We start from the raw sequence: 19,754 nt of genomic DNA, 5'->3' as shown, positions 1-19,754 counted from the left end.
CTTCTCTATTAAAACTCTATTTCTGTCATATAATACAAACCAACAAACATTAGCCCTATTAACATAGGAACCAACGAAGGCAGCAGCATTTTAACCATAGGCTGCCTCCTACCGGCAAGATACTTCGCAGCCCCAAAAGCGGCAAGCCCCATACCCAATACAAGTGAATACTCTTCTAATGCATGACCTAATGCATAAAGAACACCAAGCATTGTACCCTGTCTGGCTTTTAATGAAACATCCAAAGCCCAACCAAGCGGCATCAGAATCAAAAAACACCATGACCTCATACCTTAGCCTCGATTATCCTACATATATGACACAAAATCAAGACATTATTCTTAACCTCAACCACTTCAATCACATACTCGCCCAAGCTGATTGCACAAGCCGCATCAGGAATTCGTTCTAAATGCTCAAAAACCATACCACCCACTGTAGTCGCTCGTTCTGGCAATGACCACTGCAAATAACGGTTTAGATCTCGAACATTCAAGTCTGCTCGAATCCAATAGCCTTTGTCACCATCAAAGCGCACGCTACCTATAGGCACAGCCCGCCGGTTGGCGTAATACCCTACGACTTCCTCAAGAATATCGTGCACATCCAACACGCCCAAAATAGCCCCATACTCATCAACCACTACAGACACTTCTTGCCGACGACGCTTGAAGTTTGCCAACTGTTTGTTTAACGCCATACCACTGGGAATACAGACCACATCTTTTAATTGGCGTTTTAAAAAGTTCAAACTCAAAGGTTCAGTAGAAAAAACAAAGTCGTGAACATATATCACTCCCAAGACTTCATGCCAACTACGATCAGAGACCACCAAAAGATAATGCGACGAACATTGTCGAATCATTTGTTTGATCTCACCGATAGACAGCGATATATCAATCACTTTCACCAAATGCTTTGGCTTCATCACCTCATCGACGGTTAATTGACTTAATTCAAAAACCCCCTCTAACATATCCTGCTCTTCATCAGATAGATGCGCACTTGCTGCTCGGACAACCTTTTGAACTTCCTTCACACTAACAGAAGCCACTGTTTTTGATTGATTCATATATGACATCATATAACGCATCACAATCAATAATGGTGCTAAAATATACTCTAAGGCCATAATCACCCTAACCACTGCCATACTGATAACCAAAGAATGTCTAGCTGCCATAGACTTTGGCCAATATTCACAAAACAACAATACCCAGATGGTTAAAACAATGGTTGCCAACATCGACATTTCCCCCCAAACATCCACAACCCAGACAGTAAATAAAGACGCTGCTGCAATGTTCGCAAAGGTATTCCCTAGCAATACAACTGAGAAGAATCGTTCTGGCTTTTCTAAATACTGCAGCAAGCGCTTAGCATTCTCATGCCCCTCATTGGCCAATGCTTTAATATGATAACGATCCAGCGCCATAACCGCCGTCTCAGTCCCAGAGAAAAAAGCCGACAACCCCAACAGTAATGCAATTCCAAAAAATATCAATGTTCAACTCCTGATTCCCCTTAGACTAACAAATAAATACCCCTAAGCACAAATAAATCATCAAAAATAAAGTCACCTCTCAAGACTATTAAATCTGTTTTTTTTTTGATAACCTACGCATAGTCACATAACTGATTCTGAAATATGTACAAAACCTTAACACAAAAAATCTCTCAAGCACTGGCCAATATGACCAGCAAGCAGCTTAAAGACAGTGACATTCAAACAGCACTAGATGAAATCGAACGTGCCTTTATTGAAGCCGATGTTTCTAGAGCCGCTATTGCTCACTTCAGGTCTGATATTTTAGAGCTAGCACAACGTACTGAAAAAGAGAAATCACTCAGCGCTCAAGCACACTTAATGAAGATTATTCGTGAAGCCCTGTTAGACCTACTCTCTCACGAAACCCCATTGCCAAACTTTCAGCACCACCAATTACAGATCATACTCATGGTTGGTCTGCAAGGTGCCGGTAAAACCACCACCTGCGGAAAAATAGCGCAATATATCCAGCAACAAAATCCCAAACACAAAATCATGATGGCATCTATTGACATCTACCGCCCAAAAGCCATTGAGCAATTAAAGATTTTAAGCACCCAAACTCAAACGACCTTTCATCCACATCATGATACCCTTGATCCCGTCACAATATGTCAGCATGCCGTTGATCATGCCAAAAGAACCAACCACCAAGTCCTAATCATCGATACCGCAGGCCGATTGGACATTGATGAAGAACGAATGCAAGAGCTTGAGTCCGTTAACCGAGCAATCAACCCTAATCATACATTTTATGTCGTCGATAGCATGATGGGACAGAGTGCCTTACAAATTGCTGAAACCTTCAACAAGCGGGTCGATATCTCTGGCATTATATTATCTAAAATCGACTCTGACACCAAAGGTGGCGTCGCTCTATCTGTAAAAACTGCTATTGAAAAGCCCATTTTATGGATGGGAACCGGGGAACACCTCTCAAAGCTAGAACCATTTGATCCTGAACGCATCGCAGACCAATTATTGGATATGGGAGACATCATTGGACTTGCCAAAAAAGCCCAACAACACTTTGATGAGAAAAAATCCAAACAACTGTCTGATCGCTTACAAAAAGGCCAATTTACGTTAAATGACCTTTTAGAACAAATCCAACAAATCAACCAAATGGGCGGCATGGCTTCCATTCTCAAAATGCTCCCAGGCGCTGCCAAAATCCCCGACCATATGGTGAAAATGATTGAAGATGATACCAAAGTCACATCCATACAATCCCTTATCCAATCCATGACGCCACTAGAAAGAAACCGGCCAGAATTAATTCGAAACAATAAAAGCCGACAAAAAAGGGTTCTCAAAGGATCTGGACGAAACAAAAATGACCTGAATGATTTGATTAAAAGCTACGATAAAATGAAAAAAATGACGGAAAAACTCAAGGGTGGCAAAATGCGCGCACTCATGCAGCAGTTTTCCCAATCAGGCCAACCTCCTTGGGATCAGTCTTAAACTTACAAGCAAACATAGCACTGACTTACAGAAACAGTTGACGACGAAGACGATACATGAAAGACCAATGAAAATAGCAGGAAAACTTCATGAAGACATTAACGATCAAAAATCATAGCCTGACATTGGCAACAGTTGCAATAGCAACGCTACTTGGATTTTACGCCCCGCTTGCATTAGGTGTCATATCATTATCTACAGCACTCTGGGCAGTAGTTTTCAACAAAAGCGCCACTTTATACCCTGATGCTCTTTTATCCCTATTTTACAATGACATAACCCTTAAGCCTGAAGCGCTTGTTTTCACAGCTTTTACAGCACTCTACCTAACCGTGCTTTACCATGGAGCTTGAGAATGCAATACCCCGTTGACCATGGCTTTAAAACATGAAACAATGAAAACTGGTTAACAGAGAAAAATGATGAACATTAAGATATCCCATGTTGCGCCAGCAATATTTTCAGTCCTACTAGCTGCACACTCCCCTTTAGCGCTAGCTGCAATTTTATCATCAGCAACGATCTGGACAATCTTTGCAACCCACCATTGTAGCCCGTATCTATACAAACATCGAAATCGGCACTTCAAGCCCTCAACATTAAACACTGCGCCATCTCTTTTCATGATTTTTTCAGTGCTTTATTCTATCACTCTTGCTTCTTTTAAATTATATCTCAACTTTGGTCTTTTTGGCAGCATTGGCTTTTTGGCTATCTTGCAATCATTTTCTGTCGGACCACTCTTAACCGCTATTGTATTCGGGCTACCTTGTCTTAGTATCATCATTGCATCTCTAGCAGCCACGGCACTGATACAACTTGCTTTTTGTGCGATACACGCAGGCTTTGCCTTCACACTACTTGCCAGTGCATCACATGCTCAGTTTGGTGCCACTGTATCCATTGGTCTTGTCAACGCAGTTCCAGCATACGCATTCATTAAAGATACAATCAGCTTCATAACTCAAAAAGATGTATTTCGATTTAAATACTCTCCACACCCAAGTGAAGCGCTTGTGCCAGTATATAATGCAAGCTCCCCCCAGTCGCATCGTGATGGTAGCATTCTACGTTCACTTGCCGACCTCCTGGTCAGCATTTAGACTATAACACCTCATTGCTACCACTCTTTTACAAGCCCTTGGCTATTGATGCGTATCATGACATACTGATATTTACATAGCCTCCATTTTAAGATAGGCTATAACATAAATCATTTACTAAGGACATTGCAGTGCAACAAAAAATCAGTATCAGAACTACACTATATATAATATCAGTAATCACTGCACTATGTGCTACATTTTCTACCACGCTTGTCATAGGGGCACCATTAATACTCAGCATAATTTTTATCACACTCATTAGCCCAAAAGTGACTCCACCATTGATTGACAGACCAGAATTCAAAGACTTTAGTATATTTCAAGGATATCCAAAGTCTTCCCGTATTTTTTGTGTTTTTTTATCCATACTGTGGATTTCTGTGAGCATTACAATGGCCATAGCCCTTGTCATTATCTTAGTAGCGCTATTCGGTAGGCTGCCTTCCTATCCAATCCTTATAATATCAAAAGATCTTTATGTGGATGACTTGCGTTCACCTATGCTCAGAAATGCTGCGACACTGCTGTGCTTTTGGGCTATTTTTTCCGGCCTCGGTCTTACCCTTGCGCTAGTTAGCCAGGTATCTCAGGGAATCACCCACTGTTTTTTAGCAACCCATTCCGCAATGGGTGCATGGGGGTACTATAGTGCTATTATTTCTAACATTGCCGCTGGATACAAGAGTCGCGAAAATAGCTCTTCAATCAGCTGTGGGTTAATCCTTGCTGCGCAGTTCTGCCCCCCCGCATTGAGCACTGCCTTAAAAGTGACAGCCATTCCAGTCGGAACACTAGCAAGCTGCCTCTTCGGCTTGGATAATAACACAAGCTCTCCCAACACCTGCGGGGCCAACTAAACTTTAAAAGTGGGATGCTTAAAAGCAGCGCTAAAATGCATTCAACACACATCTAACCCCTGCTCGCCCGAAAACAATGATGAGAACAAAATTCTCGATCGCTGCTTTCAATTGGTCAAGAAGAGCCAAGAGCAACAAGATAACAATGATTATACTATATATAGCCGAAGGAGTTATACTGATCAGCAGAACAAAGCCCGGGGAATCCACTAAGAAGCAGACGGCATAGGCTATCATAAAAAAGCATTGGCAGATCGGTGTTAATGCTTTTTTTGTATCCGGGTGCGGTAACGATCATTTATCACACAATATTCTTTACATTTGATTTTTTTTCCTATAAATTACATGTAAATTAATCGATTATGAGGTAATCTTAATATGGTAAAAATACGTTTTTCACGAGGTGGAAGAAAAAAAGCACCATTCTATCATATCATTGTTGCAGATAGCAGATCTGCTCGCGATGGTAAGTTCATTGAGCGAATTGGCCACTTTGATCCTTTACAGGAAGAGCAAAAGGGTTTAACACTAAGCATTGAAAGACTTGAGCACTGGGTTGGTGAAGGCGCTCAGATGTCTCCTCGTGTTAAGTCTTTATATAAAGTCTTGAAAAAGAACAAAGGTTAATGACCTTCGTTCCTTTGCATATTGCCACAATCGGTAAAGCCCATGGCATTAAAGGCTTGGTTTCTATCATTTCAAAAACTGAGCCTGTAGAGACAATCTTTGATATCCCCTTATATATCAAAAGAGATCACCAGTTCCAAACGTTTGACGTGACATCATTTGATATCTTCCACAAAAAAGTCGTTTGCAAGTCACCACTCATTGCTGATAGAACAGAAGCCGAACGCTTTAACTCCGTTAAGATCTATTGCGAGCTGGAGCCATTCCGGGCCCAATATCCTGAGCAGATTTTTAGTGACTTATGTCACGGCTATCGTATCTATAATGCTAATAGTAAACTACTTGGCCTATTAAACAATATCTCTATAATGCAAAACTTGTATATGATGGTTATCCAAAGTGACCAACAAACCTTACACTTGCCCCTGCAAATTGAGCATATTGATCATCACGATAAAACCATTCAACTCTCATACAGTCCCGCATGATTATCAATGTTATTACATCGATACCCGATATCTTAGATGCTGCTAACCATGGCATTTTAGGCCATGCTATCAAAAACAAACAGATTACCTTGAATATTATTCCTTTAAGAGCGTTTAGTGATCGAGCAGATGGACGTATCGATGATCGGCCCTATGGCGGTGGTGCAGGTATGGTGATTCAACCTCACGTTATGAGCAAAGCGATTGCAAGCATTGGTAAAAGCCACTTTATTGAATTGTGTCCGAAAGGCCAACGTTTGAATCAAAAGCTTGCTCGGAGCTTTGCCAAAAAAGACAATATTACGTTAATATGTGGTCGATATGAAGGCATTGATGCCCGTATTGAGCCCTTAATAGATCAAAAAGTCTCGATTGGTGACTATGTCCTCTCAGGTGGTGAGCTTCCTGCACTGATCATGATCGATGCCATTGGCCGATTAATCCCTGGTGTCATCAAGACCGAGTCTGTTGAAAACGATTCTTTTGAGAATGGACTGCTGGACCATGAACACTACACCCGACCTGAAAATTGGGAAGAAAACAAGGTCCCTAGCGTCTTACTAGAGGGCAACCATCAAAAGATTGAAGATTATCGATTAATGCAGTCACTAGGAAAAACCTGGCTAAATCGGCCAGATTTGCTGTTAAATCGTAAATTAAATGAAAGAGAGCTTGCATTACTGGTTAAATTCATGCAAAATCATCAGCGAAGAGGTGAAGACTATGACTAATTTATTGAAACAATTTGAAAACAAACAGTTAAAGCAAGATGGCATCCCTGAATATCATCCAGGAGATACCGTTGTTGTTAAGGTACAAATCGAAGAAGGAAACCGTGTTAGGACACAGGCCTTTGAAGGTGTTGTCATTAAAAAACGTGACAGAAGCATCAGCACATCCATTACCGTTAGGAAAATATCAAACGGTGAAGGTGTTGAACGTACCTTTAAAATCCATAGCCCGCTGGTAAAGAGCATTGTTGTTAAGCGTCACGGTAAAGTACGCCAAGCAAAGCTATACTACATCAGGGATCTGACTGCCAAGAAGGCAAGAATTGCTGAAAAGCGCAGGGTTAAACCTGCCGAAAGCAAGAAATCTTAAGGCTGGGTAGGCACCTAATGTTATTTTAGGTGCCCATATTCTATCATGAATACGCATCACGGAAATATACTCTTCGCCCATTCTGGGGGAGTTACTTCTGTTGTCAATACGGTTGCAGCAACCATCTATCGCTTAGCCAAAGCCCACCAGCGAAAAATGTTTATCAGTCCTTATGGTGTTGATGGCATGACTCAGCACACTTTTATTGATGGTGATGGGATTGCTGAAGATGAATGGGCCAAGATTCATATAACGCCAAGCAGTGCATTTGGCACAAGTCGTAAACCTTTTGACAACAGCCCAAAAGCGCTTGAACGTTTTTTTAAAAACCTTCAAGATTTAAATATTCGTACCATTTTTATCAATGGGGGCAATAATTCTCAAATCATTACCCAAGCGATTCAAGAGGCGTCTGAAGCTTACCAATACCCATTACAGTGTATTGGAATTCCAAAAACCATTGATAACGATATTCATAAAACAGATACCTGCCCTGGGTTTGGGTCCACTGCAAAATATACCGCAACCTCTGTCTATGAGATCTCATTAGATCTTGCAGCCATGTGTTTTAGTTCAACGCAAGTGCTTATTTATGAAGCCATGGGAAGAGATACCGGGTGGATTGCTGCTGCAAGTGCTTTGGCCAAAAAGCATCCCTATGCAGGGCCTCATATTATTTTATTGCCTGAAGCCACGTTCTCAATCAAGAGTGTTATTGAAAAAACTCGGGATATTTTAGCAACACACAAACACTGTGTCATATGCTTGGCAGAAGGCATTGATGATATTGATGGGCTTCTATCAAGCGCCAAACATCAGTACGCTTATAAAAGCCTGCATCTTAGTGATATCTTACAAAAAGAACTAGCCATTAAAGCACATACTGTCATACCTGACTATCTACAACGTTCAGCCAGGCACTTAAGCTCTCATGTTGATGTGATGCAAACAATCGCTCTAGCAGAGCATGCTTATCTCATTGCAGAAAAAGGCAAAACAGGACTCATGGCTTGCATTGTTCGTGAGAGCACAACACCCTATACATGGCATACCAGCCATATCCCACTGCAAGACATTGCAGGGAAAACACGTTATTTACCCAGTGAGTTTATCTCTCAAGACCAAATGTTTGTATCCGACGCATGCATCGACTACCTTCAACCATTAATTGAAGGGGAAGAACAAACCCCATATGTAGCGGGAGTTCCAGATTATAGCCAGTTCATTTATAATAATATAGCCAAAAAACTAGAGGTATTAAAATGATTTTAACAACTGAATTGTTAAGAAAAAGAAAGTTTTTACCACTGTTTATCACTCAGCTACTGGGTGCTCTTAATGATAACATCCTAAGAAATGGGATCATTATTTTTATCAGCTTCACGTTAGCAACAGATGCGCAACAAGCTGGCATATGGGCAAATATTGCAACCGCAATGTTTATCTTGCCAGTACTGATATTTTCTGCAATATCGGGAGAACTTGCTGATAAATATAAAAAGTCATCCCTGCTGCGTTTTGTGAAACTCAGTGAGATATTTATTATTTTTTATGCGGCTTATTTATTACTGGGGGATGACCCCTCTCCGATCTTTCTCATGAGCTGTATCTTTTTGATGGGAACGCATGCAGCTATCTTTAGTCCTGCTAAATTTGCATACCTTCCAGAATACCTTGAAGATGATGAGCTCTTACCTGCAAATGGATTGATTGAAGGGTCTACATTTGCGGTCATTGCCATTGGATCCGGCATCAGTACTCTGATTGAAAACACGCAATTCGGTATCATTGCCATTGTCTCTATCATGATGACTGTGGCTGTCGCAGGGTGGTTATCCAGTTTAATCATCCCAAGCAATCGCGCTCAGAACCCCCATCTTAAACTGCAATTAAACGTCTTAACATCCACACAAGAAAAAATTGATGCTTGTTCTAATAATCCTGATATTTGGCTACCAATACTTGGTATCTCATGGTTTTGGGTTGTGGGAATGGTTCATACGGCCAACCTTGCCAATTATGTACAATTTGTACTACATTATAATGCCAGTGTATTGGCGCTACTACATTCTGTTTTTACGATTGGAATCGCATTTGGCTCTATCCTGTGTAACAAAGCCTTAAAGGGTGAAGTGAATGCGCGCTTTGTGCCTATCAGTCTATTTTTAATTGGCATATTTGGGATTCACCTAGTGTCATCTTCAACCTCAAGTGTTCCGATAGATGCACCGCTAGGCACTATCAAAGACTTTTTAGGTACATGGCATAACTACATTATTCTTTTAGACTTTTGTGCCATATCAATCTTCTCTGGACTGTTTGTTGTTCCACTATACGCCTTACTACAAAAAAACAGTCCTCAAGATTCTTGTGCTCAAGTGATTGCAACATCTAATATTGTCAGCGGATTATATATGATATGTGCTTCTCTTCTGAGCTTATTTGTGTTATTTATTCTTCAACTACCCATTACCCAATTATTCTTTTTCACCGCTTTATTTAACATAGGACTGAGCATGTATCTTTTGAAAATCCTACCCTTTTCTTCAATTAAACCGATTGTTGCACGTGCATTTAAGTGGTTCTTTCGTATAGAAACTCAAGGCCTAGAACATTTTAATACCGCAAGCAAACGTTTGATCATTATTGCAAACCATGTGTCATTTTTAGATCCAGTCCTCTTAGCACTATTCCTTCCAGGAGAATACATTTTTGCTGTTGATACCGAAATTGCAAAAACCCCCATTGTAAAATTTGCCCGGAAGTTTGCAACCGCATACGAAGTTGATCCAACCAACCCAATGCAGATTAGACGCATTGTTGACGCAATCAGCCAAGGGAAACGCTGTATTATCTTCCCAGAAGGCCGTCTAACCAATACTGGTAGCTTAATGAAAATATTTGAAGGTACTGCAGCCATTGCCAATATGTCTGATGCCGACATCTTACCGGTTCATCTGAGTGGGCTAAAATACAGTCTATTCTCAAGACTGCGTGGCATCTTTAAACTTAAGCTCAGAACCCAAGTATCTATTACTGCTTTCCCAACATTTAAGCTTATTAAAGACGAAGCACTCAGTTCAAAAGAACAAAGAAAAAAGCAGGTTGACCAAATTCACCAAGCGTTGGCGTATGGCCAATATGTTGGTGAAGGCAGATCACCGTTATACCAATCATTAATCGAAGCCGCAAAGAATCATGGATATGGCCATAAAATCGTTGAAGATTTCACACGAAAGAAATTGTCCTACCGCAACCTAATTTTAAAATCCCTTATTATTGGTCGTATTATCCACCAAAAAGCTGAAAAGGAATCCAATATCGGGATGCTACTTCCCAATACCTTGGCCAATGTTGTCGCATTATTTGGGCTTTATGCATACCGCAAAGTTCCTACCATGTTAAACTATACTGCCGGTAGCAAAAACTTGGTGAACAGCTGCATAACCAGTCAGCTAAAAACCGTGATTACCTCTAGACAATTTATCAGTAAAGCAGATCTTGCTGAAGAGCTACAAGCGTTAAAAGGCGAAGTTTCTCAAATCATCTTCCTAGAAGATCTGGCTAAAAACATAGGTATTGGTGATAAAGTCAAAGGTCTATGGCGATATCTCACCATTAACCGCTTTTACCGCCGTAATCCTCAATTCGTACCTGCAATTGATTCTCCTGCAGCCATATTGTTCACATCTGGTTCAGAAGGGTCTCCTAAAGGCGTAGTCTTGTCTCACCGCAACATAACTGCAAACATTCAGCAATGTTGCGCTGTCATGGATCTAAACCCAACAGACACAATGTTTAATGCCCTACCCATGTTCCACGCATTTGGATTTAACTTGGGAACCATCACGCCACTACTGATTGGGGTCAAAACATTCCTATATCCTAACCCCAAACATTTTGCAACAGTGGTTGAGCTTATCTACGATACTCGAGCAACACTGTTGATTGGAACCAATACCTTTTTATCCGCCTATCTAAAGTTCTCAAAAAGTTATGACTTCAATAATTTACGCATGGTCTTTACTGGTGGTGAAAAACTGCAAGATGATACCCGAACGAACTGGTTAGAACAGCGTGGTATCAGACTTCTAGAAGGCTATGGCTCAACAGAGTGTGGACCCGTTATTAGCTGCAACTCTTTGATGTACCAAAAAGCGCATTCTGTGGGAATGACACTACCAGGAATAGAGACCCGCTATAACCCTTTCCCTGGATTGGAGATTGGTGGCGAATTGTGCATCAGGGGTGAAAATGTGATGCTTGGATACCTCTATCTAGATAACCCAGGTAAAATTGTTCCACTACCCAATGGATGGTACGATACTGGGGATATTGTCACCTATGATGACAATGGCTTTATCACCATTGTTGACCGAATCAAACGCTTTGCTAAAATCTCTGGGGAAATGGTCTCACTCAGCGCCATTGAAAATGAAGTTGCTATTTGCTGGCCTGAACACATTCATGGTATTGTCAGTATGCATGATCAAAAAAGAGGAGAAAAGCTCATTTTGATTACTGACAAACCGGATGCAGACCGAGCAGAATTGGCACGTAAACTGAAGTCACAAGGTGTTAGCAGTATTGCTGTGCCAAGCCAAATCCAAGTGATGAAGCAAATCCCATTATTGGGTACGGGTAAAGTTGACTATCCAAAACTCATTGCGTTTATTAAAGGCATTCCCAGTACAACCAAGAATCTTCTTAAGAAGAAAAAGAAAGACGATTGATGGTTAAACTTTTTGGCAGTGGGTTTCTTGAATAACATAAGCAGCCCACAGCGCAAAAATTAACGCCACCGGGAAACAAAAGACAGCTGCTTCGTATGCCTGTGTGCTGTAAATCATGGCACCAGAAGCACCTTCTTGAGCATATTGACCCATGACATAGCCCACAAACGGTAATGCCACTGCTCCCAATAAAATTGAGCACATATTGCAAAATGCAATTGAGACACCCGAAACATTATCTGGATTAATTTCTCCTGAGATGGCATAAGAAACCACCAATGCCGAGTTGAATACCCCGTAGGCAAATAACGAACCATAAACCAGAGCTACCGGCATACTATGCCAGTACAATACTGGCATTAAAGTGAGCAGACAACCGATAGGTCCCAATATCATCAAAGGCTTCCTTTTTTGAATATAATCTGACAACCAACCAGTCAACACCCCACCTAAGGCCCAACCAATAAAAATAGTACTCATGGCAACCGATGCTTCATGAGGTCCAAACCCAGTATTGGTATTGACCAAATACAACTGCCCCCAGTGTTCACCAAAAGCCGCTGTAGGCAAATAAATTAATCCTGCGAATAAACCATTATACCAACTTTGAGGATTTCGCCAAACCCGCAGCAGCCCCTGCAACATGGCAACACCCTGACTTTTATCGCCTTGATAGGGTTTATCCCGCATAAGGACAATCATGAGCAACACCAATACCCCCAATAACGATGAGAATATCTTCACCACATGACGCCACTGACCTGCCACCATTAAGTAGTCTACCAACGTATAACCCGCAACCACTCCCAACATACCAGATACTTGGGTTAACCCCGCCAAGACACCTAAGAAACGATTATTAAACCATACCAACGCCAGCTTCATGGTCACCACAAAGGCAAATGCGCCCATAGCACCCATCAGTGCTCTAGAAATAGCCACTTCCAGCAGTGAGGTAGACTCAGAGAAAAACTGGTTGGCCATAAAGAATACCAATGTCGTTGCAATCAAAACTTGGTGAGCGGGATTTTGATCTACAATCCGACCGACAAATAACTGCATCAAGACATACGGTATTAAAAAATAAGACCCGATCATCCCTGCTGCTGCTGGATCAATTTGAAAATCTTGCATGACCTGACCTAGAAAACTTCCCGTCGATACCCGACAAGCATACTGTAGTAAGAAAGATGCAGCCCCAAAACCCCACATTAAAGTAGGCCAAAATAATGTCGTTCTACGCATAAATATCATATTGCAAATAAGGTAATGATAACATAACATAGAACCAATCTAGGCACCAGAAAACCATGTCCCAAGCAATATATTTTTATGTCAAACAACCCAATCAAGCCCATGAGCTGTCGGAATTTATCTTAGAGAAAAGTTTCAAGAATCTTTATATTCATGCCAATGATTTAGAACACGCAAACCAGATCAGCGATTTACTCTGGTCTCACCCTCCTGATCGGTTTATTGCCAATATGGTTGCAACACCATGCCCTACTGCCATTATTCACATTGGCTATCAAGACATTCCAGAAGATCGAGAATGCATTATCAATTGTTCTACATCGATATTACCTAAGATACCCCATATAGAATGGATTATAGATCACCCCAATACCGATCACAAAGCACTGGCACGCCAACGCTACAAGCACTGGAAACAACTCGGCTTTGATTTACACTATACCGCTTAGAATCATTAGCCGCTAGGATTGGGAGTACTATCCTGAGCATTTCTTAGTGAATAATCTTCGTTCTCTTTTACACCAAATGATTCTAGCAAATCATTAATATAATCTTCTCTACCATCTTGGTTAGCAAAATCTTTATGGGTATTTTCTTGCATTCCCCAATTTTTTATATTTGCCAAAACACTTTTTGGTAAATTATCAAACACCCTATCCTGATCCTGTGCACTTGGCTTCAACCCTTGCAGAAACTTCATCCCCGCCATATGCATTGTTTTTAGTGTCGCGCTATGGGCAGGACCTTTTTTTTCAATGAGCTTCTGCTTAATAGTAGCTAGCGCCGATGGCTCACTGGATGCCGACTCAGTCATACCCAACATACACACTGCAAATATCTTTTCAGCTGATTGAGTGACCAATTCATTCTGATAAGACTCATCGAAGTGAGACCTGACTTCCAAGCCGTTTAATTTTTTAGCAAGCACATCATTTTTAGCGACTGTCTCCCCAGCATCATCTAAAAATGTATCTAACGTCATAATACCTCTCCCCATATTGTAAACTGGCTTATTATAGCCGGTTATTTTATCTTGACAGAAATATATCTCTTGCATCTATTTATTTGTAAAGATAGAATTAATTTGATTCAAATGACCGAAGAGATGTTAACGAAAACCTTTGACCCAAAAACCATTGAAACACAATTAACTGCCTTTTGGCAAGATAACAACATTGGCTCACCTAAGGGTGATGGTCAACCATACTGCATCATGGTGCCCCCGCCAAATGTCACAGGCAGCTTGCACTTAGGGCATGCGCTACAGCATGCCATTATGGATACACTGGTTCGCCATAAACGTTCAAATGGTTATCAAGTCTTACTACAGCCTGGTACAGATCATGCTGGTATTGCCACACAGATGGTTGTAGAGCGACAATTGAATGCCCAAAACATCCGTAAATCAGATCTTGGCAGAGAGGCTTTTATTCAAAAGATTTGGGAATGGAAAGCGCAATCTGGTGGTAAAATTTCTGAGCAAATGAAACAAATGGGCGTCTCTGTCGATTGGGATAATGAACGCTTCACCATGGACCCTGAGTTCTCTAAAGCCGTCTCTCATACATTTATTCAGCTTTATGAACAAGGCTATATCTATCGTGGCAAACGTTTGGTTAACTGGGATACTGTCTTAAAGACTGCGGTCTCTGATTTAGAAGTGATTAACGAAGAACGTCAGGGCCAAATTTGGTACATCAAATACCCAGTTGGTGACACCTTTATTACCGTTGCCACAACAAGACCGGAAACCCTCTTGGGAGATATGGCCATCTGTGTGCACCCAGAAGACAAACGTTACCAACATTTAATTGGACAACAAGCCACAGTGCCACTATGCCAACGTGAAATCCCTATTATTGCCGATGATCAAGTAGACCCAGAATTTGGGACAGGCTGTGTTAAAATCACCCCCGCACATGACTTTAATGATTATGACATTGGCAAACGACATCAATTAGACATGCTGAATATCTTAAATGATGATGGCAGCTTGAATCATAATTGCCCCAGTGAGTACCAAAACCTAGACCGTTTTAGTGCCCGTAAGCAAATGATCAAAGATCTAACCAGTCTAGGGCTGATGGAAAAAGTTGAACCCCATACCTCAGCAGTACCCATAGGTGATCGTACCAACACCGTGCTCGAGCCGTATCTCACTGACCAATGGTACATCAAGATGGATGCATTGGCTGAAGCAGCATTAGAAGATCTTAACAATGGATCATTAAAATTTGTACCGGACAATTGGAAGAAAAATTATCAGATGTGGCTTGATAATATCCAAGATTGGTGTATCTCTCGCCAACTCTGGTGGGGACATCAAATTCCAGCATTTTATGATGAGAATGGTAACGTCTATGTTGGGACGTCTGAAGAAGCTGTGAGAAAAGCCCATGACATCTCAGGCCCGCTGACTCAAGACAACGATGTCTTAGATACTTGGTTTTCCTCTGCCCTATGGCCATTTGCCACTTTGGGCTGGCCAAACAATAGTTCTCGATTAGACACCTTTTATCCCAACAACCTTCTGGTGACTGGCTTTGACATTATATTCTTCTGGGTTGCCCGTATGTGCATGTTCGGCAAGCATTTTACACAAAGAATGCCTTTTTCAACCGTGTATGTGACTGGTCTCATTCGGGATGAATTTGGTCAAAAAATGTCTAAAAGCAAAGGCAATGTGATTGATCCGACTGATTTAATAGAAGGCGCAACATTAGAAGATCTTATTGAAAAAAGAACCCACGGGATGATGCAACCAAAAATGCGTGATGCTGCAATAAAAGCCACTAAAAAATCTTTCCCAGAAGGGATAAGCCCTCATGGGACTGATGCATTACGCTTAACGCTTCTTGCACTATCTACCCATACCAAAGACATTAACTTTGATCTCAATAAATTACGCTCTAGTAGAAACTTTTGTAATAAAATTTGGAATGCAGCACGATTTTTATCCCAGCAAGATGCCGCCTCGGGTCAAGTGGATACTCTCATTACCCAAGCATTAAACCATCAAGTTCATCAGTGGATAACAGGCCTTGAGAAGCATTTAAACGACTATCGATTTGATCGCTATGCACAAGCCATTTATGAGTTCTTTTGGTATGACTTCTGTGATTGGCACCTCGAAATTGCAAAAGTTTCTAATGAAACTGCCACAAATGCAGAACGCATGGCCCATCTCAACCAATTATTTGATAAAATCCTGATTGTCATGCACCCAGCATTGCCCTTTATTACTGAAGCACTATGGCAAGACAAGCATGGTTCTAAAGCCTCTATCTGCTCAGAATCATTCCCCAGCCTGACAGAGTTCCCAGAAAATGCTGCAGCCTTTAAGCAATTCAATGCACTCAAAACATTGGTGAGTGGCATCCGTAATATACGCTCAGAGCTCAATATCCCCCCTAAGGCAACATTAGACCTATACTGCATTAAAGATGAGCTAAAGCTCACCGAGACCTTTATGGATGAAGTGAAGTCGTTGGCTGGAATTGAAGCGATCCATAACACAGGCACCATGCCTAAAACATGCTGTGCGTTTGTGCAAAGCAACCTTGAGATTGGTATTGATCTCTCTGGTCATATTGATGTCTCTCAAGAGCATCAACGACTCCTAAAGAAAATTGCCAAGCTTGAACAAAACTTATCCAAACTTGTACAAAAAACCAGTAATCCTAAATATCAAGAGAGAGCACCTGAATCGCTAAAGAAAAGCGACGCAAGTGCAATGAGAGCCCTTGAAGATGAAAAAACACAGCTACAAGCATATCTTGACATTATCTCTCAATTAGATACTTAAGATTCGAAAAACTCTACGATTTAGGCGAAGGCCCAGCACTTGAAGATTCCTCAACAGTCTCATCACTGCTTGCCTCAGCGTCAGCAGATTCTTCTTTAGCTTCCTCTACCGCTTCAGCCATATCTTCAGCAGGTTCTTCTTTAGCTTCCTCTATCGCTTCAGCCATATCTTCAGCAGATTCTTCTTTAGCTTCCTCTACCGCTTCAGCCATATCTTCAGCAGGTTCTTCTTTAGCTTCCTCTACCGCTTCAGCCTTATCTTCAGCAGGTTCTTCTTTAGATGCTGCAGCTTCTGTCTTTTTACTTGCAGACTTTGACTGATAGTCACTAATTGCACTTTGTGCTTTATCAGCTCCTGCTACTGCAAGATCAACAACGTCTTTACCCAGTGACGACAGTGAACTTCCAATACCACCCAAAATCTCATTTACATCTCTTTTATCCTTACTCATAATTCACCTTTTCAATTTAAACATGAATGTTATAACGCAAGATTTGAGTTTGGCAGAATTAAATGCAACTAAATAATATAGTCAGAATCAATAAACTATAAAAACTAACTTGAGCACCTACCCAAAGTAACTTCTTTGCTTGTAATCGACCAGTGCCTAAAATAAGCGCATTAGGTGGCGTGGCAGTCGGTAAACTAAAGGCTGAGTTGGCACTGAATGTAATCAAGAATATACATGGTAATACCTCTAAATGGGACAATTTCATCATAATATCGGATAATGGTAAGCCCAGTGCCGTAATGGCCGTATTATTACACAACTCAGTTACTGAGCTCATTAGCATCCCAAATAGAATCAGCGTTTGGTAATTATATAGCCACTGATCGGATAAACAGAAATCAATTAACTGCTTAACCAGGCCATAATTTTCGATGCCGCTGGCCATAAAAATACCCGTTATCACCATCCAGATACTGGTAAACGGTAGTCTCTTGATATCACTCAATACCACAGCACGATGACTTTGATCCTGTAATAAGGCACAAAGCAGTATCGCAACCATACCAATGTACTCTTCTTTGATATGATAGCCTAGCCACGCTGACCAACCACCATTAGGAAAGGTTTGAGTTGCCCAAAGAAAAATACACCCTCCAAATAGCTGCATTACCCGCTTTTGAACATAAGTAACCTTTTGCTGAGTATATGTCGTTGACAAGGGCTGGTCATCCATGACGCGATAAAAGTAAAGCGCTAGCATGCTTGCCAGCAGCACAACAAACGGCAGTGCCCATAAAACCCACGTGATAAAATCTATCTCAATATGAAAATACCGACTGGCATAATCAATAGCGACAAGGTTTGCTGGTGTACCTATAGGGGTTAGCATACCCCCAATAGTTGCTCCATAAGCAATACTTAAGAGCAAATACTCACAACCAATATCATTAGACTTTGATAAATGTAATACCACAGGAATCAGCATAGCAACAACCGAAGTATTGGATACCCACATACTAATTAAACCTGAAATACCCAGCATAATCAGCACCAATCTTAATTCTGTACTTGGCCGAAAGGTTTTTAATAAGAATGACGATACCACCAAATGTATTTTATTTTTGGTAATCACCTCTGCCATTAAACAACCAACCACCAATAACAATACTGGGTGGCTACACAATATGGTTTGAGCCTCCCATATAGAAACATGTTGAAACATCACCAAGCCTAAGCACGTTGATATACTTGCAACCAATGCTGCTGATGGATGAAAGAACCAACAAAAAAGACAGCTCAATATCATCATACATAGATGAAGACTGCCCCCAACAAGAGGGTATGCCAGTAATAATACTAGCGGTAAAATCCTTTTATAATTTGAGTTTTTTAGTAACTCAATCACGCGCCCTCTCCTATCATTTCAAGATACCTTTCGCCTTACTACGGGGTTCACTAAACAAAGAATCCATCAATTCCTGAGAAATTCTGTGCTCTTTTCTTAACGGAAATTGTATTTGGTGTTTCATCTGTATCGATGTTAAATTTAACATAAGAATATCCACAACATCTAATACTTTCTCCACATCTTTTGGCAAAGAGTGTCTTTCGAGACTCTCCTTAACCCAAACTTCAACGAGTTTCTTATAAATACTGCTCGTTTTTATAATCATCGCTTTGATTGATGAATCTAGGTCGCGTTTTCCTTCTAACAGAGATCTGGAGCTTATATCCGGGGCCAGTAGCGACAGTCTCACCCATAAAGCATACTCCGATCGCCAAGATGATTTCAGCATAAAGCAGCTTAGAACGTCTGCTGACAGTCCTATTTGTTCAAAATAATTCACCAAATACTCAGGAAAGTACCTTAATGCGTCTTTCTCTGAATATGCCGCATGCAATAAGTGTGTGTGTAATTCTAGTGATAGGCCTCTAAAATATTGGCTACACTTATTTTTAACCGCCAACAAATAAGCTTTCTTTACTGGCACAATGGTTGATGATAGATACACTCTAGACCCTGATAAGTCATACATGATTGACAAATAGCTCTTTAAGTACTCAACCATCCTTGAATAAATCTCTGGAAAAATAAGCTGAAATTTCCTTATTGTTGAGATCTCAAGATTTTCAACATTCGCCATGTCTAAGTCACAGCCAGCCTCTTCCTCCTGTGGACAGACCAATTCATATATATACTTATTTAATATCATTGGCTTATCATTATCCCAGCCAAGTCTTAAAGCCTCTAACGTTTCATGCATTATAATCTACGGCATATCATATTAATCCATTGGAGTATAATTGAATATTTTA

General features: G+C 40.9%; 20 protein-coding genes. 12 read left to right on the top strand and 8 right to left on the bottom strand.

What is annotated here, in order from left to right:
* Positions 1 to 8: 8 nt before the first annotated feature.
* Positions 9 to 263, bottom strand: coding sequence for a hypothetical protein (locus MKS91_RS04455; RefSeq protein ID WP_258569638.1), 255 nt, complete (start codon positions 261 to 263; stop codon positions 9 to 11).
* A 23-nt stretch (positions 264 to 286) separates the two neighbouring features.
* Positions 287 to 1,504 (bottom strand): CNNM domain-containing protein, encoded by a 1,218-nt coding sequence (locus tag MKS91_RS04450; protein WP_258569637.1) that lies wholly within the window; start codon positions 1,502 to 1,504, stop codon positions 287 to 289.
* Positions 1,505 to 1,648: 144 nt separating this feature from the next.
* Between MKS91_RS04450 and MKS91_RS04445 the strand changes: the two genes are divergently transcribed.
* Together MKS91_RS04445 and MKS91_RS04440 are read left to right on the top strand one after the other, a co-directional pair.
* Positions 1,649 to 3,016, top strand: a complete 1,368-nt coding sequence (locus tag MKS91_RS04445; protein ID WP_258569636.1) for a signal recognition particle protein — start codon at positions 1,649 to 1,651, stop codon at positions 3,014 to 3,016.
* 89 nt (positions 3,017 to 3,105) lie between these two features.
* On the top strand, positions 3,106 to 3,369 hold the full coding sequence (locus tag MKS91_RS04440; protein WP_258569635.1) for a hypothetical protein: 264 nt from the start codon (positions 3,106 to 3,108) through the stop codon (positions 3,367 to 3,369).
* A gap of 53 nt (positions 3,370 to 3,422) precedes the next feature.
* On the opposite strand, the gene MKS91_RS04435 is transcribed toward MKS91_RS04440, so the two are convergent.
* On the bottom strand, positions 3,423 to 3,641 hold the full coding sequence (locus tag MKS91_RS04435; protein WP_258569634.1) for a hypothetical protein: 219 nt from the start codon (positions 3,639 to 3,641) through the stop codon (positions 3,423 to 3,425).
* On the opposite strand from MKS91_RS04435, the gene MKS91_RS04430 reads away from it, so the two are divergent.
* From MKS91_RS04430 to MKS91_RS04395, 8 genes are all read left to right on the top strand, one after another.
* Positions 3,640 to 4,119, top strand: coding sequence for a hypothetical protein (locus MKS91_RS04430; protein ID WP_258569633.1), 480 nt, complete (start codon positions 3,640 to 3,642; stop codon positions 4,117 to 4,119). The genes MKS91_RS04435 and MKS91_RS04430 overlap by 2 nt on opposite strands.
* A gap of 383 nt (positions 4,120 to 4,502) precedes the next feature.
* A complete protein-coding gene (locus MKS91_RS04425; RefSeq protein ID WP_258569632.1) occupies positions 4,503 to 4,979 on the top strand; it encodes a hypothetical protein in 477 nt (158 codons plus the stop codon).
* Between the two features lie 378 nt (positions 4,980 to 5,357).
* Complete coding sequence (gene rpsP / locus MKS91_RS04420) at positions 5,358 to 5,606, top strand: 30S ribosomal protein S16 (RefSeq protein WP_258569631.1); 249 nt, start codon at positions 5,358 to 5,360, stop codon at positions 5,604 to 5,606.
* Positions 5,606 to 6,094: a ribosome maturation factor RimM gene (locus tag MKS91_RS04415; protein WP_258569630.1), complete on the top strand. Its 489-nt coding sequence runs from the start codon at positions 5,606 to 5,608 to the stop codon at positions 6,092 to 6,094. The genes rpsP and MKS91_RS04415 overlap by 1 nt, the downstream gene beginning before the upstream one ends.
* Positions 6,091 to 6,825, top strand: a complete 735-nt coding sequence (gene trmD, locus MKS91_RS04410) for a tRNA (guanosine(37)-N1)-methyltransferase TrmD (RefSeq protein ID WP_258569629.1) — start codon at positions 6,091 to 6,093, stop codon at positions 6,823 to 6,825. Before MKS91_RS04415 ends, trmD begins: the two co-directional genes overlap by 4 nt.
* Positions 6,818 to 7,195, top strand: coding sequence for a 50S ribosomal protein L19 (gene rplS / locus MKS91_RS04405; protein WP_258569628.1), 378 nt, complete (start codon positions 6,818 to 6,820; stop codon positions 7,193 to 7,195). Before trmD ends, rplS begins: the two co-directional genes overlap by 8 nt.
* A gap of 45 nt (positions 7,196 to 7,240) precedes the next feature.
* Positions 7,241 to 8,461 (top strand): diphosphate--fructose-6-phosphate 1-phosphotransferase, encoded by a 1,221-nt coding sequence (locus MKS91_RS04400; protein WP_258569627.1) that lies wholly within the window; start codon positions 7,241 to 7,243, stop codon positions 8,459 to 8,461.
* Positions 8,458 to 11,928 carry an MFS transporter gene (locus MKS91_RS04395; RefSeq protein ID WP_258569626.1) on the top strand — a complete coding sequence of 1,157 codons (3,471 nt, stop codon included), beginning with the start codon at positions 8,458 to 8,460 and terminating at the stop codon, positions 11,926 to 11,928. The genes MKS91_RS04400 and MKS91_RS04395 overlap by 4 nt, the downstream gene beginning before the upstream one ends.
* A gap of 3 nt (positions 11,929 to 11,931) precedes the next feature.
* Here MKS91_RS04395 and MKS91_RS04390 read toward each other — a convergent pair whose 3' ends face one another.
* Positions 11,932 to 13,173: an MFS transporter gene (locus tag MKS91_RS04390; RefSeq protein ID WP_258569625.1), complete on the bottom strand. Its 1,242-nt coding sequence runs from the start codon at positions 13,171 to 13,173 to the stop codon at positions 11,932 to 11,934.
* Between the two features lie 65 nt (positions 13,174 to 13,238).
* Here MKS91_RS04390 and MKS91_RS04385 point away from each other — a divergent pair, with 65 nt between their 5' ends.
* Complete coding sequence (locus MKS91_RS04385) at positions 13,239 to 13,631, top strand: DNA polymerase III subunit chi (protein WP_258569624.1); 393 nt, start codon at positions 13,239 to 13,241, stop codon at positions 13,629 to 13,631.
* A 5-nt stretch (positions 13,632 to 13,636) separates the two neighbouring features.
* On the opposite strand, the gene MKS91_RS04380 is transcribed toward MKS91_RS04385, so the two are convergent.
* Complete coding sequence (locus tag MKS91_RS04380; protein ID WP_258569623.1) at positions 13,637 to 14,164, bottom strand: hypothetical protein; 528 nt, start codon at positions 14,162 to 14,164, stop codon at positions 13,637 to 13,639.
* Between the two features lie 51 nt (positions 14,165 to 14,215).
* Between MKS91_RS04380 and MKS91_RS04375 the strand changes: the two genes are divergently transcribed.
* Positions 14,216 to 16,987 carry a valine--tRNA ligase gene (locus MKS91_RS04375; protein WP_258569622.1) on the top strand — a complete coding sequence of 924 codons (2,772 nt, stop codon included), beginning with the start codon at positions 14,216 to 14,218 and terminating at the stop codon, positions 16,985 to 16,987.
* Positions 16,988 to 17,000: 13 nt separating this feature from the next.
* Here MKS91_RS04375 and MKS91_RS04370 read toward each other — a convergent pair whose 3' ends face one another.
* Genes MKS91_RS04370 through MKS91_RS04360 form a run of 3 tightly spaced genes read right to left on the bottom strand, consistent with a single transcriptional unit; the run spans position 17,001 to position 19,702 of the window.
* Positions 17,001 to 17,438, bottom strand: coding sequence for a hypothetical protein (locus MKS91_RS04370; protein ID WP_258569621.1), 438 nt, complete (start codon positions 17,436 to 17,438; stop codon positions 17,001 to 17,003).
* Between the two features lie 58 nt (positions 17,439 to 17,496).
* Complete coding sequence (locus MKS91_RS04365) at positions 17,497 to 18,843, bottom strand: SLC13 family permease (protein WP_258569620.1); 1,347 nt, start codon at positions 18,841 to 18,843, stop codon at positions 17,497 to 17,499.
* A gap of 13 nt (positions 18,844 to 18,856) precedes the next feature.
* Positions 18,857 to 19,702 carry a hypothetical protein gene (locus MKS91_RS04360; RefSeq protein ID WP_258569619.1) on the bottom strand — a complete coding sequence of 282 codons (846 nt, stop codon included), beginning with the start codon at positions 19,700 to 19,702 and terminating at the stop codon, positions 18,857 to 18,859.
* Positions 19,703 to 19,754: the final 52 nt, after the last annotated feature.

The sequence above is a fragment of the Candidatus Synchoanobacter obligatus genome (genome assembly GCF_024259865.1).
Lineage (GTDB): Bacteria > Pseudomonadota > Gammaproteobacteria > Comchoanobacterales > Comchoanobacteraceae > Synchoanobacter > Synchoanobacter obligatus.
The sequence above is the reverse complement of the archived record's forward strand: the minus strand, read 5'-3'. Positions and strand labels throughout refer to the sequence as shown.

Excerpts from the sequence above, each read along its gene's own strand:
- MKS91_RS04455 (WP_258569638.1), bottom strand. The coding sequence starts at position 263 with ATGCCGCTTGGTTGGGCTTTGGATGTTTCATTAAAAGCCAGACAGGGT.
- MKS91_RS04445 (WP_258569636.1), top strand. The coding sequence starts at position 1,649 with ATGTACAAAACCTTAACACAAAAAATCTCTCAAGCACTGGCCAATATG.
- MKS91_RS04440 (WP_258569635.1), top strand. The coding sequence starts at position 3,106 with ATGAAGACATTAACGATCAAAAATCATAGCCTGACATTGGCAACAGTT.
- MKS91_RS04430 (WP_258569633.1), top strand. The coding sequence starts at position 3,640 with ATGATTTTTTCAGTGCTTTATTCTATCACTCTTGCTTCTTTTAAATTA.
- MKS91_RS04435 (WP_258569634.1), bottom strand. The coding sequence starts at position 3,641 with ATGAAAAGAGATGGCGCAGTGTTTAATGTTGAGGGCTTGAAGTGCCGA.
- rpsP (WP_258569631.1), top strand. The coding sequence starts at position 5,358 with ATGGTAAAAATACGTTTTTCACGAGGTGGAAGAAAAAAAGCACCATTC.
- MKS91_RS04415 (WP_258569630.1), top strand. The coding sequence starts at position 5,606 with ATGACCTTCGTTCCTTTGCATATTGCCACAATCGGTAAAGCCCATGGC.
- trmD (WP_258569629.1), top strand. The coding sequence starts at position 6,091 with ATGATTATCAATGTTATTACATCGATACCCGATATCTTAGATGCTGCT.
- rplS (WP_258569628.1), top strand. The coding sequence starts at position 6,818 with ATGACTAATTTATTGAAACAATTTGAAAACAAACAGTTAAAGCAAGAT.
- MKS91_RS04400 (WP_258569627.1), top strand. The coding sequence starts at position 7,241 with ATGAATACGCATCACGGAAATATACTCTTCGCCCATTCTGGGGGAGTT.
- MKS91_RS04395 (WP_258569626.1), top strand. The coding sequence starts at position 8,458 with ATGATTTTAACAACTGAATTGTTAAGAAAAAGAAAGTTTTTACCACTG.
- MKS91_RS04390 (WP_258569625.1), bottom strand. The coding sequence starts at position 13,173 with ATGCGTAGAACGACATTATTTTGGCCTACTTTAATGTGGGGTTTTGGG.
- MKS91_RS04385 (WP_258569624.1), top strand. The coding sequence starts at position 13,239 with ATGTCCCAAGCAATATATTTTTATGTCAAACAACCCAATCAAGCCCAT.
- MKS91_RS04380 (WP_258569623.1), bottom strand. The coding sequence starts at position 14,164 with ATGACGTTAGATACATTTTTAGATGATGCTGGGGAGACAGTCGCTAAA.
- MKS91_RS04370 (WP_258569621.1), bottom strand. The coding sequence starts at position 17,438 with ATGAGTAAGGATAAAAGAGATGTAAATGAGATTTTGGGTGGTATTGGA.
- MKS91_RS04360 (WP_258569619.1), bottom strand. The coding sequence starts at position 19,702 with ATGCATGAAACGTTAGAGGCTTTAAGACTTGGCTGGGATAATGATAAG.